The sequence below is a fragment of the Microbacterium sp. LMI1x-1-1.1 genome (assembly GCF_040676205.1).
Lineage (GTDB): Bacteria > Actinomycetota > Actinomycetes > Actinomycetales > Microbacteriaceae > Microbacterium > Microbacterium aquilitoris.
In genome coordinates this window covers 738,927-757,948 of the sequence record NZ_JBEGHM010000001.1, presented here as the reverse complement: position 1 = coordinate 757,948, position 19,022 = coordinate 738,927, and the positions used below count along the sequence as shown (strand labels likewise).

Annotated in this window: 14 protein-coding genes; 5 read left to right on the top strand and 9 right to left on the bottom strand. The window is 68.7% G+C overall.

Annotated elements, in window-relative coordinates; all coding sequences use genetic code 11:
- The first annotated feature begins 10 nt into the window (after positions 1–10).
- Positions 11–1,045 (top strand): glycosyltransferase family 4 protein, encoded by a 1,035-nt coding sequence (locus MRBLMI1x_RS03680; RefSeq protein WP_256335406.1) that lies wholly within the window; start codon positions 11–13, stop codon positions 1,043–1,045.
- Here MRBLMI1x_RS03680 and MRBLMI1x_RS03675 read toward each other — a convergent pair.
- The 7 genes from MRBLMI1x_RS03675 to MRBLMI1x_RS03645 form a co-directional block, all read right to left on the bottom strand.
- The gene (locus MRBLMI1x_RS03675) at positions 1,032–2,060 is read right to left on the bottom strand and encodes a glycosyltransferase (RefSeq protein ID WP_363456160.1); all 1,029 of its coding nucleotides are present in this window, start codon (positions 2,058–2,060) and stop codon (positions 1,032–1,034) included. The two genes, MRBLMI1x_RS03680 and MRBLMI1x_RS03675, sit on opposite strands and share 14 nt — an antisense overlap.
- Before the next feature lie 103 nt (positions 2,061–2,163).
- On the bottom strand, positions 2,164–7,653 hold the full coding sequence (locus MRBLMI1x_RS03670; protein ID WP_363456157.1) for a PKD domain-containing protein: 5,490 nt from the start codon (positions 7,651–7,653) through the stop codon (positions 2,164–2,166).
- A 263-nt stretch (positions 7,654–7,916) separates the two neighbouring features.
- A complete protein-coding gene (locus MRBLMI1x_RS03665) occupies positions 7,917–8,654 on the bottom strand; it encodes a DUF4352 domain-containing protein (protein WP_363456154.1) in 738 nt (245 codons plus the stop codon).
- A gap of 89 nt (positions 8,655–8,743) precedes the next feature.
- Positions 8,744–9,673, bottom strand: coding sequence for a glycosyltransferase family 2 protein (locus MRBLMI1x_RS03660; protein ID WP_040570453.1), 930 nt, complete (start codon positions 9,671–9,673; stop codon positions 8,744–8,746).
- A complete protein-coding gene (locus MRBLMI1x_RS03655) occupies positions 9,663–10,400 on the bottom strand; it encodes a CDP-alcohol phosphatidyltransferase family protein (RefSeq protein WP_018185798.1) in 738 nt (245 codons plus the stop codon). The genes MRBLMI1x_RS03660 and MRBLMI1x_RS03655 overlap by 11 nt, the downstream gene beginning before the upstream one ends.
- Positions 10,397–11,383: a glycosyltransferase family 2 protein gene (locus MRBLMI1x_RS03650; RefSeq protein ID WP_363456149.1), complete on the bottom strand. Its 987-nt coding sequence runs from the start codon at positions 11,381–11,383 to the stop codon at positions 10,397–10,399. Before MRBLMI1x_RS03650 ends, MRBLMI1x_RS03655 begins: the two co-directional genes overlap by 4 nt.
- The gene (locus MRBLMI1x_RS03645) at positions 11,380–12,351 is read right to left on the bottom strand and encodes a glycosyltransferase family 2 protein (protein ID WP_363456146.1); all 972 of its coding nucleotides are present in this window, start codon (positions 12,349–12,351) and stop codon (positions 11,380–11,382) included. The genes MRBLMI1x_RS03650 and MRBLMI1x_RS03645 overlap by 4 nt, the downstream gene beginning before the upstream one ends.
- A gap of 168 nt (positions 12,352–12,519) precedes the next feature.
- Here MRBLMI1x_RS03645 and MRBLMI1x_RS03640 point away from each other — a divergent pair, with 168 nt between their 5' ends.
- The 3 genes from MRBLMI1x_RS03640 to MRBLMI1x_RS03630 all read left to right on the top strand — a co-directional run bounded on the left by MRBLMI1x_RS03640 (position 12,520) and on the right by MRBLMI1x_RS03630 (position 15,704).
- A complete protein-coding gene (locus tag MRBLMI1x_RS03640; RefSeq protein ID WP_363456143.1) occupies positions 12,520–14,742 on the top strand; it encodes a glycosyltransferase in 2,223 nt (740 codons plus the stop codon).
- A 93-nt stretch (positions 14,743–14,835) separates the two neighbouring features.
- A complete protein-coding gene (locus MRBLMI1x_RS03635) occupies positions 14,836–15,297 on the top strand; it encodes an adenylyltransferase/cytidyltransferase family protein (RefSeq protein WP_018185802.1) in 462 nt (153 codons plus the stop codon).
- Positions 15,294–15,704, top strand: coding sequence for a hypothetical protein (locus tag MRBLMI1x_RS03630; RefSeq protein ID WP_020097744.1), 411 nt, complete (start codon positions 15,294–15,296; stop codon positions 15,702–15,704). Before MRBLMI1x_RS03635 ends, MRBLMI1x_RS03630 begins: the two co-directional genes overlap by 4 nt.
- Before the next feature lie 104 nt (positions 15,705–15,808).
- Here MRBLMI1x_RS03630 and MRBLMI1x_RS03625 read toward each other — a convergent pair whose 3' ends face one another.
- Positions 15,809–17,365, bottom strand: a complete 1,557-nt coding sequence (locus MRBLMI1x_RS03625; protein WP_363456138.1) for a DEAD/DEAH box helicase — start codon at positions 17,363–17,365, stop codon at positions 15,809–15,811.
- Between the two features lie 192 nt (positions 17,366–17,557).
- Positions 17,558–18,430 carry a KPN_02809 family neutral zinc metallopeptidase gene (gene ypfJ, locus MRBLMI1x_RS03620; protein WP_363456135.1) on the bottom strand — a complete coding sequence of 291 codons (873 nt, stop codon included), beginning with the start codon at positions 18,428–18,430 and terminating at the stop codon, positions 17,558–17,560.
- A 157-nt stretch (positions 18,431–18,587) separates the two neighbouring features.
- Between ypfJ and MRBLMI1x_RS03615 the strand changes: the two genes are divergently transcribed.
- Positions 18,588–19,022, top strand: a complete 435-nt coding sequence (locus MRBLMI1x_RS03615) for a hypothetical protein (protein WP_018185806.1) — start codon at positions 18,588–18,590, stop codon at positions 19,020–19,022.

Sequence of the window (19,022 nt, the reverse complement as noted above, 5' to 3'; positions counted from 1 at the left end):
CGATGTGAGCGTGGCTTTGGGGAGCGGTGCGGACGCTGTCGTCTTCTATCCGGCAGAGCGAGACCTGGAGACGTGGGCCGCGCGTCACGCGGCGGGATCAGCGCCCGACCGATGGCCATATGGACTCGATCGGCTCGAGTCGCACATCGCCGGTGTCACCTCGAAGAACCTGCCGGCTGCGACACCGATCACGCGGGTGGCGCGACGCGTCATCGCCGTGCTGCCGCCGGGCCGGCGGGCATCGAACCCCGTGGGTGTGACATGGGATGAGAACGCTGGTGCGCTCCTGGCGACCACCACCCGCCTGAGCGCGCGATACTCCGGCGTGGTCTGGTTGACGGACGGTGTCGCACGGCAGGGCGGAGGGCGATTCGCGAGCCTGCGCCGCGCACTCCGGCGAATGGATGGGCTCTGGGTACTCTCCGACGCGCAGGTCGCACCCCTCGCCGCCTTCCTCGGCGAGGGCGCTCCTCCGGTGCATTACGTTCGCTTCGGTGTCGACCAGGATTTCTTTCGGCACGCCCCCTACCCGATACGCCCGCTCGTCGTGAGTGTCGGTGGTGACCGAGATCGCGATCCCGAGACCCTGCTCCGCGCGATGGCGACGCTGCGGAAGGTCCGACCCGACGTCGAGATAGTGGTGCAGAGCAAGACGAGCATCGACCCGCCCGCGGGCGTGAACGTCGTCCCGTACCTCACGCACACGGAATTGCGAGATCTCTACGCTCGGGCCTCTGTCGTCGTGATCGCGACGCGGCCCAACCTGCACGTATCGGGTATGACCGTCGGACTCGAGGCGATGGCCACTGGTCGGCCCCTCGTGATCACCCGCACCCCCGGCATGGACGACTACTTCGGCGGCACCACGGCCGCTCGAATGGTCCAGGTCGGTGACGCAGACGCCTTGGCCAGCGAGGCACTCAGGTTGCTGGAGGACCCTGTCGCAGGCGCCGCTGCGGGCGAGGCAGCGAGTGCCCACGTCACGGGTGGCTTCACGACTGCGCATCTTGCGGCGCGCGTCGCCGAGGTCATCACGCGGAGGTAGTCGCTCGCGACCCGTGCATCCACTCTTGCGCCGCGCGTCTACCGTCCACGGAAGGCAGGGCTGCGTGAACCTCGACGACAGAGCGGATGCTCGTGACCGCGGCGACGAGCGCCGCCGACAGGTCCTCGCCCACACTCGGCTCGGAGAGGACCCAGTGCCCGTGGGCGGATAGCCACTCCGCAATCCCCGTCTCCCCTGTCGTCACGATGAGGCATCCGTTCGCCAAACCTTCGACGATGGGGAGGCCCACCTGCTCACGCCACAGGGGGCGGCGTCGTGACGGGAGCGCCAGGACTTTCGCCTCGCCCAAGACGTGCGCGATGTCGGCACGAGGCGGGTCGATCAGGACCGTGACCCGCTCGTCGGTCTCGGCGAGGGTGAGGGCGTCGTCGGCCCCCGCTCCCCGGCCGACGATGACGAGCCGCGCGCCGGGGACCGCAGCCCTGACATCGGGCCAGGCGGACATCACATCAGGGAAGCCCTTGCGCTCGGAGAGGTCGCCGAGGAAGAGGATGACCCGATCGCGCACCCCTTCTGCGGCGCGCGCCGGGGTCGGCAAAGCCGGGATCAGCGCGCGGACCGGTTGTCGGGCCGAGGCACCGAACACGCTCGTGTAGAGCGCTTCGGCAGCCGAGGTGCCATACGCGATCCGATCGATCCACCGCCAGAGCAGGGGTGTGACGAGGTGGCGGAGCCGATACCGCCACCTCGCCTTGACGGGGAGGTGGCGCACGGTCACGGCCGGGTGGAGGTTCTCAATCGCGTAGGTGGTCACGGAGGGCCGTTCCCGGCGCCGGGCTGCGGCCCGCAGTCGCGCCGCGGCCACGAAGGCGACGCTCGGGAGGGATGAGTCACCCGAGAGCGGCTCGTTCACCTCGATCACGTCGATGTCGGTCGAAAGTGCGAAGGCGACGGCCCCCCAGAAGCTCTTACGCTGCGGATTCGTCGCCTCCGCCAGCACCGGATCGAAGTCGTAGCGAGTGCGACGGTAGAGGATGACGGGCCGCGGACTCATGTCCGCAGCCCGCTCCAGATGAGCGCTTCTCACCACCTCGTACAGCTGCACGACACGTCTCTCGGCAGCGACCGGTCTCATCCTCCCCGTACGCATCCGACGATCACGGAGCCGCCACGATCTGGAGGTCGTCGAACGACAGCGCGACCGGGACGTTCGCCGTGGCGCTCGGGAGGTATCCGTACACGCCCGCCGAACCCGCACCCTGGAGTGCAGCAGTCGCATCGCTCCGCTCGATCTGCCACGTGGTCGGAGCGGTGTCGGACGCGTTCCAGATCCTCGCCGAGATCGATGTCGTTGTGGTCGTCTTCGTGTCGACCTCGAAACGGTACGTCTGCCCGGCAGCGATCGTCAGCCCGGTCACCGTGACCGCAGCGCCGACCGACGTGCTGTCACCGCGAAGGACATTGAGCTTGACGGTTCCATCCGCCGCGATCCGTGCACGAATGAGCCATTGCGTCGACCCGACCCGACGGGCGATCACGCCGACATACATGCCTTCGTTGACCTTGTCGACGGTGAACGTGCCGCTGATCCTGGTAGAGGTGCTATCGATGACGGGGGTGTCCGCGAACAACGAGGTGCCCGCGCCCACCGACAGGGTCCCCACACCTCCCGCCGTGGCGAAACGGGTGGCCGCGCCTCGCGTCGTCCACGCCGCGCCGCTGTCGGACGTCCCCCACCCACCGGTCGTCGTGCGGGTGAAGGTGTCTGCGAAGAGCACCCCCGCGGGCGGGGAAGCGACCGTGACCTCTTGAGTCTCGGTGTCCGTCGCCCCGTCATCATCGGTGACCGTGAGGGTGATCGAATACGTACCCCCCGCTGCATATGTGTAGGAGGCCGTCGATCCGGTCGCCGTGCCAGCACCCGGGTCACCGAATGTCCAGGCGTACGAGGCGATGGTTCCGTCGGAGTCCGACGAGGTCCTGCCGTCCACAGCGACCGTCAGTCCCGCAGCCGTGCGCGTGAACGCGGCCGTCGGCGCGACGTTGGCCGCCGGGGCATCCACCGTCACATCGTGGGTCACCGTCGCGGTCGCTCCGTCGTCGTCCATGACAGTGAGCCGGACGGTGTAGGTCCCCGCCGCTGTGTACGTGTGCGAAGCCGTGGCTCCGACGGCCGTGCTCCCGGCGGGGTCACCGAACTGCCAGGCATACGACGCGATACTGCCGTCGGCATCCGTCGAACCGCTACCGTTCACGTCGACCTTCAAGCCCGTCTTCGTGTGGGTGAACGCCGCAGTGGGTGCGGAGTTGCCCGCCGGGGGAACCACAGCATCCGGGTTCATCGCGACGATGCGATCGAAGGACACCGTCACGGGGTCGTTCGTCACGGCGGACGGGAGGAACCCGAAGACCCCGATCCGGCCCGGCGCCTGCAGCGCAGCCGTCGCGTCGGTGGCCTCGCGCTGCCAAGCCGGCTCGGAGCCGGTCGCGGCCCAGACCTTCGCCTTCAGCGACGTGGGTGACGTGCCCGCCACCTCGAACATGGCGTGGTACTTCTGCCCGGGCTGAATCGCGAACGGCAGCAAGAGCGACGATCCGATCGCGACCGAGTTGTTGCGCAGGATGAACAGACGAGCGGTGCCGTCGGCACTGACCCTGACACGGAGCACGTAGAAGTCCGCACCGACCTGGCGTCCGGTGACAGCGACGTAGGTGCCCTCGGCGAGCTTGTCGACGGAGAACGTCGCATCCACTCGCACGCGATCCGCATTCACCGAGGCCGCATCGGCGTACACCGTCGCACCCTTCGGAAGAATGAGGTTCCCGCTGCCGTTCGAGACCGAGTAGCGGCTGGCGACAGATCGGAGCGACCACGCGCCACCGACGTCGGCGGTTCCCCACCCTGTTGCAGCGGTTCGCGAGAAGTCATCCGAGAACAGCGGGGTCGACGCGGATGGGGCTTCGATCGTCACGGTCGCGGTCTTCACGTCCGTCGCACCGTCATCATCCGTCACGGTGAGCGTGACCGTGTACTCGCCGGAACGCTCGTAGGTGTGGGAAGCCGCAGCGCCGCTGGCGGTGCCTCCATCGCCGAACGCCCACGCGTAGGAGGAGATCGTCCCGTCCGTATCGGATGAGGCCGCACCGGTGACGGACACGGACATGCCCGTCACGGTGGGGGTGAAGGCGGCGGTCGGCGGGGAGTTCACCGGTGCGGCGACGACGACGTCCAGCGATGTCGTCGCGGTCGCACCGTCGTCGTCGGTGACCTTGAGGGTGACCGTGTACGACCCGGCTTGCGCGTAGGTGTGGCTCGGTGACGGCGAGGCATCCGTGTTGCCGTCGCCGAAGTTCCACTCGAAGGCGGCGATGGAGCCGTCGGCGTCGGTCGAGCCGGACGACGAGAAGGTCGCGTCGAGACCGACCGCGCTCCACGCGGCTTGAGCCGTCGGCGCCGCGTTGGCCACGACGGTGATCGGCACCTGCGACGTGTGCGAGGCGCCATCGTCGTCGGTCACGGTCAGCTTGACCGTGTACTCGCCGCCGGAGGCGTAGCGGTGCGTCGGGCTGATCGCCGTCGATGTCTCGCCGTCGCCGAACTGCCACGCATACGCCGCGATCGTGCCGTCGGGGTCCGACGACGCCGAGCCCTGGAAGGACGCGTTGAGGTGATCGAGGGAGTAGGTGAACTGAGCCGTGGGCGCGATGTTCGGCGCCTCACCCGTCGTGCCCGCGGTGAAGTGCTGAGCTGCCTCGGCGGCGCTGAGTACACGGCTGTAGATCGCGGTCTCGTCGTAATTCCCGGAGAGGAACGCGGACGATGAACCCCACGTGGTGTCGCCGCCGACGCGCCAGTATCCGCCGTAATCCTGCGCCGACGTCTGCGGATGGGTCCCCACGGGGACTCCGTCGACGTACATGGCCATGCCGCCGGATCCCTGAGACGCGACAAGGTGATGCCATTGTCCGTTGTTGTAGGCGTTGGGTGACGTGATCGTGTTCGTCTGCCCGGTCCACGTGCCGAAGACGAGTTGACCGTTGTCCTGCATGTACACATGCCGGTCATAGCTGGACGACGTGCCAGACTGCGCGTTGCCGAAGCCGATGATCTTGCCGCCCTGCGTCGATGTCGTCTTGAACCAGGTCTCGAGCGTGTAGGCGCTGGGAGTCCCGAACTGAGCCACGGAGTACACGTTCGATGCACCGGACAGGGTGATGCCCGGGTCCGTCGTCCCCGAGATCGCGCCCGGCGCGTTGCGGGTCACCGTGCCGGCGATCGCCCCGGCGTACCCCGAGGTGCTGCTGTCCGCGACGTTCGTCCCCGAAGTTTCGCTGTAGCGCCAGTAGATGTCCGGTTGGGCCTCGTAGACGATCGCACCGTAGGCGTCGGTCGGCGCAGCAGGCACGTCGAGCGTGCGGCCGGACGCGCGGTAGTGCGACTGCACCTCAGCGAGCGTGAGCGGCGTTCCGTACACGGCGACATCGTCGATGGTGCCGCTCAGGTGTGACGACGACGGCTGGTTCGGCCACCCGCCGATGTTGTCCCCACCGACTCGCCAGTACCCGTTGTACGCCTGCGCGGTGGTGGTGTCGCTGCGTTGCGCGACACGTTTGCCGTCTAGGTAGAGCTTCATCCCGTCCGAGCCCATGCTCGCGACGATGTGATGCCACTGGCCGTCGTTGTATCCCGCGTTGGAGTTCACGGTCCTCACGCCACCGGGGTAGACGCCGAACCAGACCCGTCCATCGTTGTCCATGTACACGTGACGGTCGTAGCTTCCCGAGTTCGCCGTCGCACTGTTGCCGAAGCCGATGATCTTTCCGCCGGAGGTCGAGGTCGTCTTGACCCAGGCTTCCACCGCAAACGTGGTGGGCCCCTCGATGGAGTCGGTCATCGATGCGAACGCACCGTTCGAGAACGTCTTCGCCGTGTCAGCGTCCGACGAGATCGCTCCTGCGGAAGACTCCACAGCGCCGTTGACCGTGAGGTCCGACGTGCCGGCCCAGTCGCTGGCGGTCGCGTTGTCGGGGTCGGAGAGCCGCCAGTAGTGCGCGGCATCATCCTTCAGGACGTCGTCCGCGTAGTCGCTGAGGACCGCGTCCGACACCGTCACGGTGATCCAGCTCGACTTCGCGACGTTGCCGTAGGGGTCGGAGGCGACGACCCGATACCGATGGGAGCTTCCCGCCGTGAGCCCGGAGTCGGTGAACGTCTGCGACTGAGGCTTCCAGAACACCGTCGAGACGGTCTTCTCGGAGATGGGCGCCGAAGACTCGGAATCGCGGTAGACGCGATAGGTCAGCGTGGTGTCGTCCCGGTCCCAGTTGGTGGGGTACTTGACGCGGACTTCACCCGCGGCGAAGGACTTCGCCGAGAAGTTCCACGCGTCAGCGGACAAGCGAGGTCCTTGCTTGTTCGGCGCGATCGAGCGGACGGCGTATCGAACGAGGCCCTGCTGGCGGGTGCCGTTGACGCTCGGGAACTCGCCGCCGTAGATGACGTAATCGGAGTTGCCGGTGACCGTCCACACCGCCTGGCTCGTGCCGGTGAATGTGCCGGGCGTGGTCTGCGGGAACCAGTTGAGCAGCTCGGGACGTGGCGTACCCGGGTGGTCCGGGTACCCGTAGATGTCACCGGTGTTGGTTCCGCGAGCATCGGTGGTCCATGCGGTGGAGTGGTAGAAGGACCACGGGTCCGTCTGCGGGAATCCGCCGCTGTTGCCGCAGTAGTGCTTGTGGCTGGCGGAGTAGGCGATCTTGCCCACGATGGCGATGTCGTAGGTGTCCCCGTGGCAGTCCTCGATCCAGGCAACCGAACCATCCGTCCAGTTCACGGCGAACGTGCCCTCGACATTGCCCGTGCCGCCGTAGTGCCAGCCGGACCCGTAGAACTTCGTCCCGTCGGTTGCCAAACTCATGAATCCGGCGGCGTCGCCGGCGTTGCGCACCTGGGTGTTCGCAGGGAGAGGCAACCCGGCACCGGAGGTGGCATCGGCCAGATACAGACCGAACCCGGGGGTGTCTCCACCGCCGACCGAGGTGAAGTTGCCCGAGAGAGCGACGCGGTCACCGGCGCCGTTCACGACGATGCTCTGCACCTGACCGTTGTCGACCGGAACCGCGAAGGGCTGGACAGCCGTCGCCGCGGCGTTCAGCTTCACGATTCGCTGTCGCGGCTGGCTCGACACCGAGGTGAAGTAGCCACCGACGAAGACACCGTTCGAGGTGGCGTAGACCGCCTTGCCGATGTTGTTGAGGCCGACTGTTCCCGACACGAGGTTGCCGCTCGGGATGTCGAGCACGGCGAAGCGCTGCCGGGTCTGACCGTTGACCTGCGTGAACGAGCCGGTGACGTACAGCTTCGTCCCGTCCGGCGAGGCGGCGAGATCATTGATCCGGTTGTTGAACGTCGGCGCGAAGGAGGTGATCAACGCGCCCGTCGTCAGGTTGTACGCGAGGATGTTGCCACGCGCAGTGAGGCTGGTCCCGGGTGCAGCTCCCGCCGGTCGCGCATTCGAGAACTGTCCGGCCGCGTAGACCGTGTTCCCCACGATGACCTGGGACCACACCACGCCTCCGTCGATCTGGACCGTCGGCAACGAGTCCGCCGACACCGTCTCAGGCAGGGCATCGGACGCAGCCGCCACGGGTGGATCAGCAGCTTCAGCCGCTGCCGGCACCACCCCCAGCGTGAGCCCAGCCGCGACGACAGTCGCAATCATCATCGACAGAGCCGCACGGCCCGCAGAAATCGTCCCCACGATTTGCATCCCCTATATACGCGCCAGCACACACGCAGAATGCGTCGTGCCGCCGGGTCCCCAGAAATCCCCCCAAAGGATTTCTCGCACAACATACGCCATAAGCGGTGCCGCGCGCGAACTGTTTTTCAGATTCGACCCCTACGCGTTCACCCGATGTCGCCTTCGAAGGCGATCAGGGGTTCGGAAAGCGAGAGATCGACTTCGACTCGTACACCGTCGCGCTGGTCCTTCGGCAGCTCGAAAACGAAGGCGCCCCGGGCGACTTCTCCCGGCGCGACCTCTGCCGGGAATGCCTTCCCTGCCGGCTTCGACACCGGGCTGGCCTGCAGATCGTCGTTGCCGGTGTAGAGAGTCACGATGGCCGCGGTGAGTTCGATCGGCTTCTCCGTCGTGTTCTTGACATCGACCGCGATCCGCACGGCGGGGCCGCTCACCTCACCGGGCAGAACGGCTTCACCGGTCACGCTCTGGATGGAACTGACCGACACGAGCGGGCCACCGTCCACCGCCACGGGCTCCGTCAGTTCTGCGGGTGGCAGCGTCTCGCGGGCATCCGGTTCCGACTCCGTCGAGCCCTCGTCGACCTCGGGATCCGGTGTCGGCGTCACGTTCGATGCCGGAGGAACCGCGGAACCGCTCGGCGTCTCCGCCGGGTCCGGATCGTCCGCCGGCGTCGACGCCGTGGACTCCTTCGCCCCGCCCGGTGCCGCCGAGACCTGGCTGCTCCCGAGTCCTCCGACGGCGATGGCGACTGCGATGCCGATCACCGCCACGCCTGCGATCGCTGCGGCTACGACGATCCACCGACGTGGACGTCGCGGCTCCTCCCCCAGCACCCTCTCGAACTCGTCGCGGTCGCGCGCGAACGCTTCGTCGTCTTTCATTGTGATGACGTCCTCCCCAAAGAACGTGCCGTCCTCCCCAGTGGACGTGTCGCACGATTCAGCCAGATACTAACCGTTCGGCCCGACATTCACATCGCCTTCGCCGTCACCGTCCCATCGGCGATCCGGCGCGCATCCCGAGAGCCGCGCACGTAGGCCCGCCACGGCGCAAGCGATCGAAGCAGCTGTGCGCGTCCGCCCCGGAGGATGACCTCGCGGGCCGACGCCGTCACCTCGGCACGCCAGCGCCGTACTCCCTCTTCGTCGAGGAATCGGGTGGCGAACAGCATCCGATTCCGGATGTTGAAGTAGTAGTACGTCTCGGACTTGCTGCGGTCGCTCTGGCGACGCGACCGATGGGTCGCGCCCTCGTCGTGGACCGCCACAGCGTCGTCGATCAGTCGGAGGCCTCCCCCCGCGAGCACCACTCGACGCGAGAAATCGACATCCTCCCAGTAGAGGAAGTACTCCTCATCGAACCCCCCGGCCGCGGCCCACAAGGTCACGGTGAGCCACAGGCATGCCCCCGTGAGCCACTCCCACGACTCCTCGCCACTGTGCTTCGCGCGCGAGGAGTGCCCGCGGGTGCGGCCGTCGACGAGCGACACGTCGGCACCCGCGAACCAGACCGCCCCTGCGGGCGTGATGATGCGAGGGGCGCACAGGGTCATCGGCGCACCGACGGTCCCCTCGCGAAGCGCGCTCACGGCGTTCCCGTCCATGCGCGCGTCGGGGTTCAGCAGCAGAAAGCCCGTCGCTCCGCGCTCGATCGCCGCTGCCACCCCGAGATTGACTCCGCCGCCGAATCCCGTGTTCGCGGTGGGCTCCACGAGGACCCACCGCTCCCGCTCCGCGAGTTCGCGCATGCATTCCCGCTCTGCGGCGGTCGTCGGATTGTCGACCACCACGACGAGGTCGGGGTCCGCCTCCGCGGCGGTCGCGACGAGATTCCTGGCCAGCAGCGCACTCGATCCGTAATTGACGACCACGACGGCCCACACATCACCTTCAGTCGACACGGCGCATCTCTCTGAACCACTTGACGGCAGCAGCGCACAGGAACAGAGCGTTGACCGCGAACAGTGCACCGTAGACCAGGAGGAAAAGCGGCGACGCGCCCCACAGCACGAAGGCGAGGCACAACACACCGAAATCCGTCGGCAGCAGGAGCATCGAACGAGCGAAGGTACCGCCGGCGCGAGCGTGGGTGGACGCGACACCTCGAGCCGCCTTGAGGAGGTCGTTGAGGATCATCCCGAAGAAGGTCGCCGTGGCGACGACCGAAAAGCCGATCGGGACGAGCAGGACCACCTCGTCGACGTCACCGAACCGATAGAGCCCGACGAGCACGGCCAGATGCAGGCTGGCGATCTTGACCGCGTCCACGAAGTGGTCGAGCCACTCACCGGCTATCGAGCCACCGCCGCGCAGGCGAGCGACCTGACCGTCGGCCGAGTCCCAGGCGTACCCGGCCACGAGCAGTGCTGCGACGACGACTCCTGCCCACCACGAGGGAGGCACGGTCGCGATCACCGCGATGCCGGCGAACGTGTGCAGGGCGCTCACCATCGTCACCTGATTGGGAGTGAGCCCCCAGCGATAGGCGACGGCGGCGAACAACCGCCCGATCCGTCGGTTGACGTACACCGAGTAGGCCGGGGCGCCCCGAGCATGCCCTTTCTGAGCGCCGCGCAGGCGAGCGAGGGTCTCGGGGAGAGTGGGCGGAGTCGAACCCGTCGTCGTCATCGGCTTGCTCCTCGCACAGGTTCTCCGTAGTGGATGCGGATGTGTCCGGCGGCGCCTTCCAACGCCCCGACACCCCGCATGGTGTCCCGGCGACCCGTGGCATCCAGCCGCTCCGAGCGAACGAGCGCGCCGGTCGCGGTCCGGGCGACGCCCGCGGCGATGCGGGCGACCCCCGCGAGGGTCGCCTTCGCGCGGACCACGGTGCGCCCGCTGCGGGTGGGAGCCAGGATGAGTCCGACCCGCACACCGGCCGCGGACATGCCCCGAACGCGCCCCAGCGCATGCGCCCGGGTCCGCCGTGTCTCGGGCAGGTGGTCGAGGACGAGCGCCTCGGCACACCACACCATGCGCGCTCCTGCCCGGTGCAACTGGCTGGTGAACAGCGAGTCCTCACCACCCGTGCGGCCGAATCTGTCGTCGAACCGGACTCCGCTCGCTCTCACGATGGCGAGGTCCAGCAACAGGTTGTTCGTCGCCGCACGCTGAATGACCTCGCCGGTGAGGATGCCGCGGGTGTGACGACGCGCGAAGAAGCCGCCCACCTCGATCCACGGGTCAATCCCGCCGTCGACCACCGTCAGCACGGGGCCGGCGACCGCGTCGGCACGATGGTCCCGCGCTGTCTCCAGAAGACGTGCCAGCCAATCGCTCGCCGCGGGCGTTTCGTCGTCGTCGATGAAGACCAGCACGTCGTGACCGATGCTCTCGTCGAGGGCTCGATTGCGGGCAGCGGCGACGCCGGGCGACCTCTCGTGCACCCGGATCACGGGGGCGTCATCGGGGAGAACGGCGAGCCCCGACGCATCCGGGTCGTTGTCGATGACGAGGATGTCCACCCGGGATGCCGCGCCCACAGTCGTGGCGTACACGACGACGGGATCGAGAGAGCGGACAAGTCGTCGCAGGTCGTCCGGTCGGCGGTAGGTCGGCACGGCGACCATCACCGCCGGCGGTGTTCTATCGATCGATGCGGAGGGGGTCATCGGCCGCGTGCCACACGGAGCTTCATCAGCACCCAGCGCGGGTGCAGCACGCTGGCCGCGACCATGTTGGCCGCGAAGGCGACGGGTCGCCGGTTGAGCCACGCGAGCCCTGCCTGGCGATATCGCAGCGCACCGGTGTCCTTCCGGTACCACCGCCACCGGGTTCGCCGGTCGGGGCGGTTCGCCTCCCGCCACTCGGCGAAGGAGACGAAAGCTCCCCCCTCGAGCTGGGCGTGGTTGCGGTAGACGATGTAGCGCGTCATCATCCGCTGCGCAGCGATGTGGGAGAACGACATCGATGTGTCGTGGATCCGGTAGAGCACGTGCGGCTCCGCAAGAGTGCGCACCTGCCACCCGGCGGAGTAGACGAGCCGGTTGACGATCTCGAGGTCCTGCGCCGCGTCGAACTCGGCGTCGTACAGTCCTGCAGCGACCACGGCGTCTCGCCGATACATGATCGCGGGGTGAGGAATGAGGATCTCCCGACCCTCGTCGCGCATGCGGTGGAACTCGGCATCCGTCCGCGGCCCGACCGATACACGTCCTGCGATCCGGCCCGTCGGCCCGAGGTACCGGCCCTCACCGGAGACGGCTCCGAGTGAGGCATCCGACCGCAATGCCGCGAGCTGGGCGGCGAAGCGCCCGGGGAGCACGAGATCGTCGTGCTCCGCGACGGCGACGAATTCCGGACAGTTCTCGAACGTCATCCCGCGGTTCAGGGCGCGCGACACCCCGGTCGGTTCATCGTTGCGCAGCAGGACGACCCGATCGTCGCGCCGCACGATCTCGTCCACGAGCTGCCCACTGCCGTCTCGGGAGCCGTCGTCGACGACGACGACCTCCCCATCCCCGGGCAGGTCCGCCAGCACGCTCTCCAGCGCGGCGACCACGTAATCCGCAGCGTTGTGCACCGGCATCACGACGCGGACACCGCGTGTCCCCGGTCGCACCGTACTCGTTTCCCCCACGAGCGAAGTCATTCGCGCCACCCCCAAGTAGCCGGACGTTCGCGGGCACTGAAAGCGCCCTCCCCACGGACAGTATGACGTGCAAATCGCGTGGTGTCGTTAGTATTCCTTCACCACGCCTGTCTGGGGAGATGACGGGCGCGGTCTATCCACGGTGATGGGGGACGTGTGGAACACATCGACGATCGTGCGCGCGAGGGACGGCTTCGCGTGCTGATCAGCGCCTACGCGTGCGGTCCGGTATCGGAACCGGAAGCGAGCGCAGGCTGGCAGGTCGCCACCGCGGCGGCGCGCACCCACGACGTCTGGGTCATCACGCGGCCCCGATTCCGAGAGGCCATCGACGCGGCCCTCGCGACGGATGCCGCTCTGCGCCGACGCCTCCATGTCGCCTACCTCGATCTGCCGCCGAAGGTCGTGCGCCGCAAGCGCCGAGGCTGGGACCTGTATTGGTACTACCCCCTCTGGCAGCGCGCTCTCGGACGGCGGGCGCGATCCTTGCACGACGTCACGCGCTTCGATGTCGCACACCACGTGACCTTCGCGAACGACTGGATGCCGTGCGGCCTGACCGCTCTGCGCGACGTACCCCTCGTCTGGGGGCCCGTAGGAGGGTCGAGCACCCTCCCGATCCGGCATCTGAGCCGGTGGCTCGGTGTCAGGGGAACGCTCACCGAACTCGTCCGGAGCCTGACGACCACCATCTTCCGCCGTCTGTGGGCGGCGCCGGTCGCGAAACGCGCGTCGCTCATCGTCGCTCAGAATCCGGACGTCGGCCGCATGTTCCAGCCTTTCAACGACGCTGTCGTCGTCGAACCCAATGCCTGCCTGGATGACCTGCCCGCCCGGGTGACCTCGGCCGTGCAGCCACGGCACGCTGTCTTCGCCGGTCGGCTGCTCGCCTGGAAGGGAGCCGCGATCGCCATCGAGGCGCTCGCCCGCCCGCAGGCGGCGGACTGGACGCTCACGATCTTCGGCGACGGGTACGAACGCCGTCGACTCGAACGGCTGAGGAGCCGGCTGGGACTCGACGACCGCGTCGCCTTCGCCGGTCACCGACCGCGTCCGGAGGTCCTCGATGCGATCGCGCGCGCCGAGGCGTTCGTCTTCCCGTCGATGCATGACCAGGCCGGATGGGTCGCGGCAGAGGCGAGCACCATGGGATGCCCGGTCGTGTGTTTGCCGCTGGGTGGGCCGCCTCTGCTCGCGGGAGACAACGCCTACATCGCCGATCTACGGGGCGACCTCCCCGGCGCCGTCGCGCACCAGCTCGTCGCGGCAGCCACCGCGGGCGGTCGCCCCCACGATCGCTGGTCCGCCCATCGCCTCCCCGCCCTCGTCGACGGCTGGTACCGAACCGCATTGCGCGCGACGGATCCACCCTCGATCCGCGTGCTCGAGACCTTCGGTACACCGAAGGTCACCACGAACCCGTACATCGCGCAGCTCCACGCCAGCCTGAGGGCGACCCCGGGCCTCACGACCCTGACGTTCGACTACCGCACCGCACTGCTGGGGAAGTACGACGTCGTTCACGCCCACTGGCCGGAGCTGATGGTCGACGGTCACAAAGCGCTCGGCCGCGCGGCGCGGCGAACGCTCGCGGCGCTCACGGTTCTACGGTGGCTCGTGACGCGAACACCCGTCGTCAGGACCCTGCACAATGTGGAAAGACCTCAGGGCATCTCATGGTTCGACCACGTCGTCCTGAGCGGGATCGATCGGGCGACCACGCTCGACATCGCTCTCAACGACCTCACCCCTGCTCGCGCCGGCGTGCCACAGGTCACCATCCCGCACGGGCATTACCGCGACTGGTTCGCTGTACGGGAGCCCTCGCCCAGCGTGGCCGGACGGGTCGGCTACGTCGGCTTGATCCGCCGGTACAAGGGGGTCGAAGACCTCGTCGAGGCGTTCAAGGAGTGGGACCGGGCAGGAGTGAGCCTGCACGTCGCCGGCAAGCCGTCGTCGTCCGAAATCCTCGACGGTCTCCGTGCGGCAGCGGCATCCGACGACCGGATATCGATCGATGCGCGCTTCCTCGACGAGCCCGATTTCGTGACGGCGATCCGCGCGTCGGAGCTCATCGTGCTGCCCTACCGGCACATGCACAACAGTGGAACCGCTCTGGCGGCCCTGTCGCTCGACCGGCCGGTGCTCGTCCCCGAGAACGCCGTCAACCGTGCGCTCGCCGAGGAGTGCGGTCCCGGCTGGGTCCACACGTTCGAGGGTGAGATCTCCGCGGATGACATCGAGCGGGCCTGGAACGACTCTCGAATGCGCGGCGCGAGACCGGATCTGTCCCGTCGCGAGTGGGCGGCGGCGGGTGCCCACCATCGCGACGCCTTCGAGCGCGCCGTGCTCGAGTACCGCCCCCGCACCGGATCGTGACGCCCGGGGGCGTCGTGGTGTAGTGTCCTCCGCATCGGGCTTTGGGGGCTCGGTTCGAGTTGGGGCTCGATTTAGCTGGCTGGGGAGCTTGCTATGACTGTGCGTATCGGTTACGCCGCGGGGGCGTTCGATCTGTTCCACGTGGGACATCTGAACATCCTTCGCCACGCGAGGGACAACTGCGACATGCTCGTCGCCGGTGTAGTCAGCGACGAGATGCTGCACGAGGTGAAGGGCGTCGACCCGTTCATCCCGACGGCTGAGCGCGCCGACATCGTGCGCGGCATCCGCTTCGTGGATCACGTCCACATCGAGCGCGTGCCCGACAAGCTGGCCGTGTGGCGCGAGGTCGGTTTCACGCACTTCTTCAAAGGCGACGACTGGCGCGGCACCGAGAAGGGCAACCGTCTCGAACGGGAGTTCGCCGAGGTCGGGGTCGAGGTCGTCTACTTCCCGTACACGGCGCACACCTCGAGCACCCAGCTGCGTCGTGCGCTCGAGGTCGCCTCAGCCGAGACGCTGTACGACCGCGAGCTGCGTTCCGAGTCGGCGTGACCACGGCGCGCGACGACAGCGCGCGATCCGAGGGTCCCGACGAAGTCATCGAACTGTTCGTCGGCCAGGTCCTCGCCCTCTACCCCCTGCGGGTGTTGGGCGGACCGACCAGCGGACTCGACCCTCCGCCGCTGCGCCGCATCTTCCCCCGCTCCCGTGACCCGAGAGCCTCCTCCCGCGCCGAGCAGGACTGGGCGCGGGCTCGAGCGCGGACCTATGTGGTCCTCGCCGATGCGCCCGGCCACGGCATCCTGACCGTCGGCGACTACCGGGTGGAGGTTGTCATCCTCCCCCTCGACGCCTCGACCCCGCCGCAGGCGACCGTCTTCCGCGTCGCCTCGATCACCGGTCGCATGGTCACCGTCACCGGCGCCGTCATCGATCCGCTGATGGATGCCGCCGGCTGAGCCCCGGACTTTTCGAGACCTGTCCCGCCCACCGTCGTGCGGGACAGACGGCGAGAGCCGCACCCCTGTGGACGGGGTGCGGCTCTCGACCTGGATGCTGCGGGTCAGCGACCGCTGCGGCGGCCGGCACCGTTCTGGCGGACGACCGACCCGACGGTGAGCGCACCGCCACCGCTGGCGCGACGACCGGTGCGACGAGCGCCGCCGGCCGGGGCGGCCTTGGGCGCGCCGTGCGACGCGGTCTGGCCGGAGCCGGCGGTGCGAGCGGGCTGGCCGTCACGGCGCGGCGCGTCGGCGGAGCGGCGCGTCGAATCGGCGGCACGACCCTGGCCACGGCCACGGCCACCCTCGCCGCGTCCGCCGCCCTGGCCGGAGCGACCGCGGTCGCCCTGGCCCTCGCGGGCGGCGCGCTTGCGCTGCGCGTTCGCGCCCTGGCTCTGACCGCCGCCGCGGGTCTGCGGCTGCTCGGGTGCCGGGGTGACGTGCGCGGCGACCTCGCCGACGAGCTCGACGACCGAGGCGGATGCCACGGTCACGGTCTCGGGCGTGACGGAGATCGCGGCCTTGCGCAGCAGCGAGTCGACGTCGCGACGCTGCTCGGGCAGGACGATCGTGACGACGGCGCCCTCGGCGCCGGCGCGGGCGGTGCGGCCCGAACGGTGCAGGTACGCCTTGTGCTCCATGGGCGGGTCGACGTGGACGACGAGCTCGACGTTGTCGACGTGCACACCGCGGGCGGCGACGTCGGTCGCGACGAGCACACGGGCGGTGCCGGCGGAGAACGCGGCGAGGTTGCGGTCGCGCTGCGGCTGCGACAGGTTGCCGTGCAGGTCGACCGACGGGATGCCCTGCGAGGTCAGCTGCTTGGCGAGCTTCTTCGCGGCGTGCTTGGTGCGAAGGAACAGGATGCGACGGCCGGTGCCCGAGGCGAGGAAGCGCACGAGCTCCTTCTTCTCGTCGGAGCCGGGCACGTGGAACACGTGGTGGGTCATGGCGGTGACGGGCGAGTGCGCCTCGTCGACCGAGTGGAGCACCTCGTTCTGCAGGAAGCGGCTGACCAGCCTGTCCACGCCGTTGTCGAGCGTGGCGCTGAACAGCAGGCGCTGCGAACCCTGCGGGGTCGCGTTCAGGATGCGGGTGACCCCGGGCAGGAAGCCGAGGTCGGCCATGTGGTCGGCCTCGTCGATGACGGTGATCTCGACGGCGTCGAGGCTCACGAGCTTCTGCTGCATGAGGTCCTCGAGGCGGCCCGGGCAGGCCACGACGATGTCGGCGCCGGCGCGGATGGCCTCGACCTGACGGTTCTGGTTCACACCGCCGAAGACGGTGGCGGTCTTCATCCCGTAGGCGGCTGCCAGCGGAGCGAGCACGCGGTCGATCTGCGTCGCGAGCTCGCGGGTCGGGGCGAGCACGAGGCCGAGGATGCGGCCGCGGCGGCGGGTGCCGCCGGCGAGCTCCTGCCCGAGGCGGGCGACCATGGGGATCGAGAAGGCGAGGGTCTTGCCCGAGCCGGTGCGACCGCGGCCGAGCACGTCGCGACCGGCGAGCGTGTCGGGGAGCGTGTCGATCTGGATCGGGAACGCGGTGGTCTTGCCGTCGGCAGCCAGAGCGGCGACGAGGGGAGCGGGCACGCCGAGCGTGCCGAACGTGGGTTCAGTCATGAGAGAACTAACTCGGGCGTGATCGCCCGGATCGGTGTCCCGAGTGCGAGTGCGCAGACGGGTTCGCCGTGAGAAGGAGTCGCCAGCGACGATCGATGGATCGGCAGCGGATGATGCGTTCTACGACGCGAGGGGCACCAGGAAAGGCGCCGCAACCCCTTCAGCCTATCAGGTGGCTCCCGGACCGGCCTCTCAGAGCTGCTGGCCCGAGACGGAGAAGGTGTCGCAGGCGCCGGATCCGCCCGTGTATCCGGCCATGAACCAGCGCTGGCGCTGCTCGCTCGACCCGTGCGTCCAGCTCTCGGGGTTCACACGTCCGGACTGCTGCTGGATGTGATCGTCGCCGACGGCGGATGCCGCGGACAGGGCATCGTCGATCTGGGCCTGCGTCGGCTTCTGCAGGAAGGACTGACCGGAGGCATCCTTCTGATTCGGCGCCTCAGCCGCCCACGCCCCGGCGAAGCAGTCGGCTTGCAGCTCGGTGCGGACCGCGTTGCTGTCCTCGCCGGTCCCGTCGCGCGGGTGGTCCTCGAAGATCCCGGTGAGGTGCTGCACGTGGTGGCCGTACTCGTGCGCGAGCACGTACAGCTGTGCGAACTCGCCTCCCTCGGCGCCGAGCTGGTTCCGGAGGATCGACCAGAACGTCGGATCGATGTAGACGGTCTCGTCGGTGGGGCAGTAGAACGGACCGGTCTGATTGGATGCCGTGCCGCAGGGCGATGACGTCTGCTGCTCCACGAGCACGAGATCGGGTGCGCGGTACCCCTCGACTGCGTTCTGCCAGTACGAGTTGATGACCTCCTCGCCTGCGTCGAGTCGGCACGCGTCGTCGTTGTTCGCGTCGGCGCCTGTCGTGCAGTTCTGCAGCGCTTCGCCCTCGGAGCCGGTGCCCCCGCCGGGCGACCCGCCCAGGAGCCCGCTGAAGTCCTGACCGGTGAAGAGGCTGATCAGCAGGACGGCGATGCCGATGACGCCGACTCCGGCCCCGCCGGCGACGACGGCGCCGCGGCCCCCGCGGCGAGTCGCGCTCTTGCCCCGCACGTCGGCATTCGGGTTGAAGGTCATGCCCGGGACCGTACTCCGCCCCGGACGTCACGGCACACGGGTTGCATTCGTGCCGCGAACCGTGTTCGGGACGGTCGCGCGTCGGCCAGAATGGGGCGATCGGTCACAATGGACTGCGACGGGGCTGACCGCATCGTCGCTCGCGGAGGAGATCACAGTGGACGCACACGCGGACGAACCGGCACCCGGGGACTACGCGGAATCGCGCCTCATCGCGATCCCCGACGATCCGACGACGGATGCCCCCGGCTTCGCCGCCCTGCACCCCAGCCCGGAGTGGTGGCTGGCGCTCCCCGCCGGCTCACGACTCGTGGGGCTCGTCGTCTCGCGGCCCGACATGCCGAGCGTCGTCGCCCAGCGTGACGCGCTCGCGCAGTTCGGCGTGCCGATCGAGGGGTTCCGGCATCCCGCCCCCGACATCGGCGAGACCTGGGAGGAACGTCTCACACGCCTGTTCGGGCGCCTCGGCGCCGGCGACGTGCTCGTCGTCACCGACGTGAAGGCCCTCGGCCGCGACGCGCACGAGGAGACCCGCACGGTCGCGGAGCTCCGCCGCCGGTCGGTCATCGTGAAGGTGCTCGACCGGGGCTGA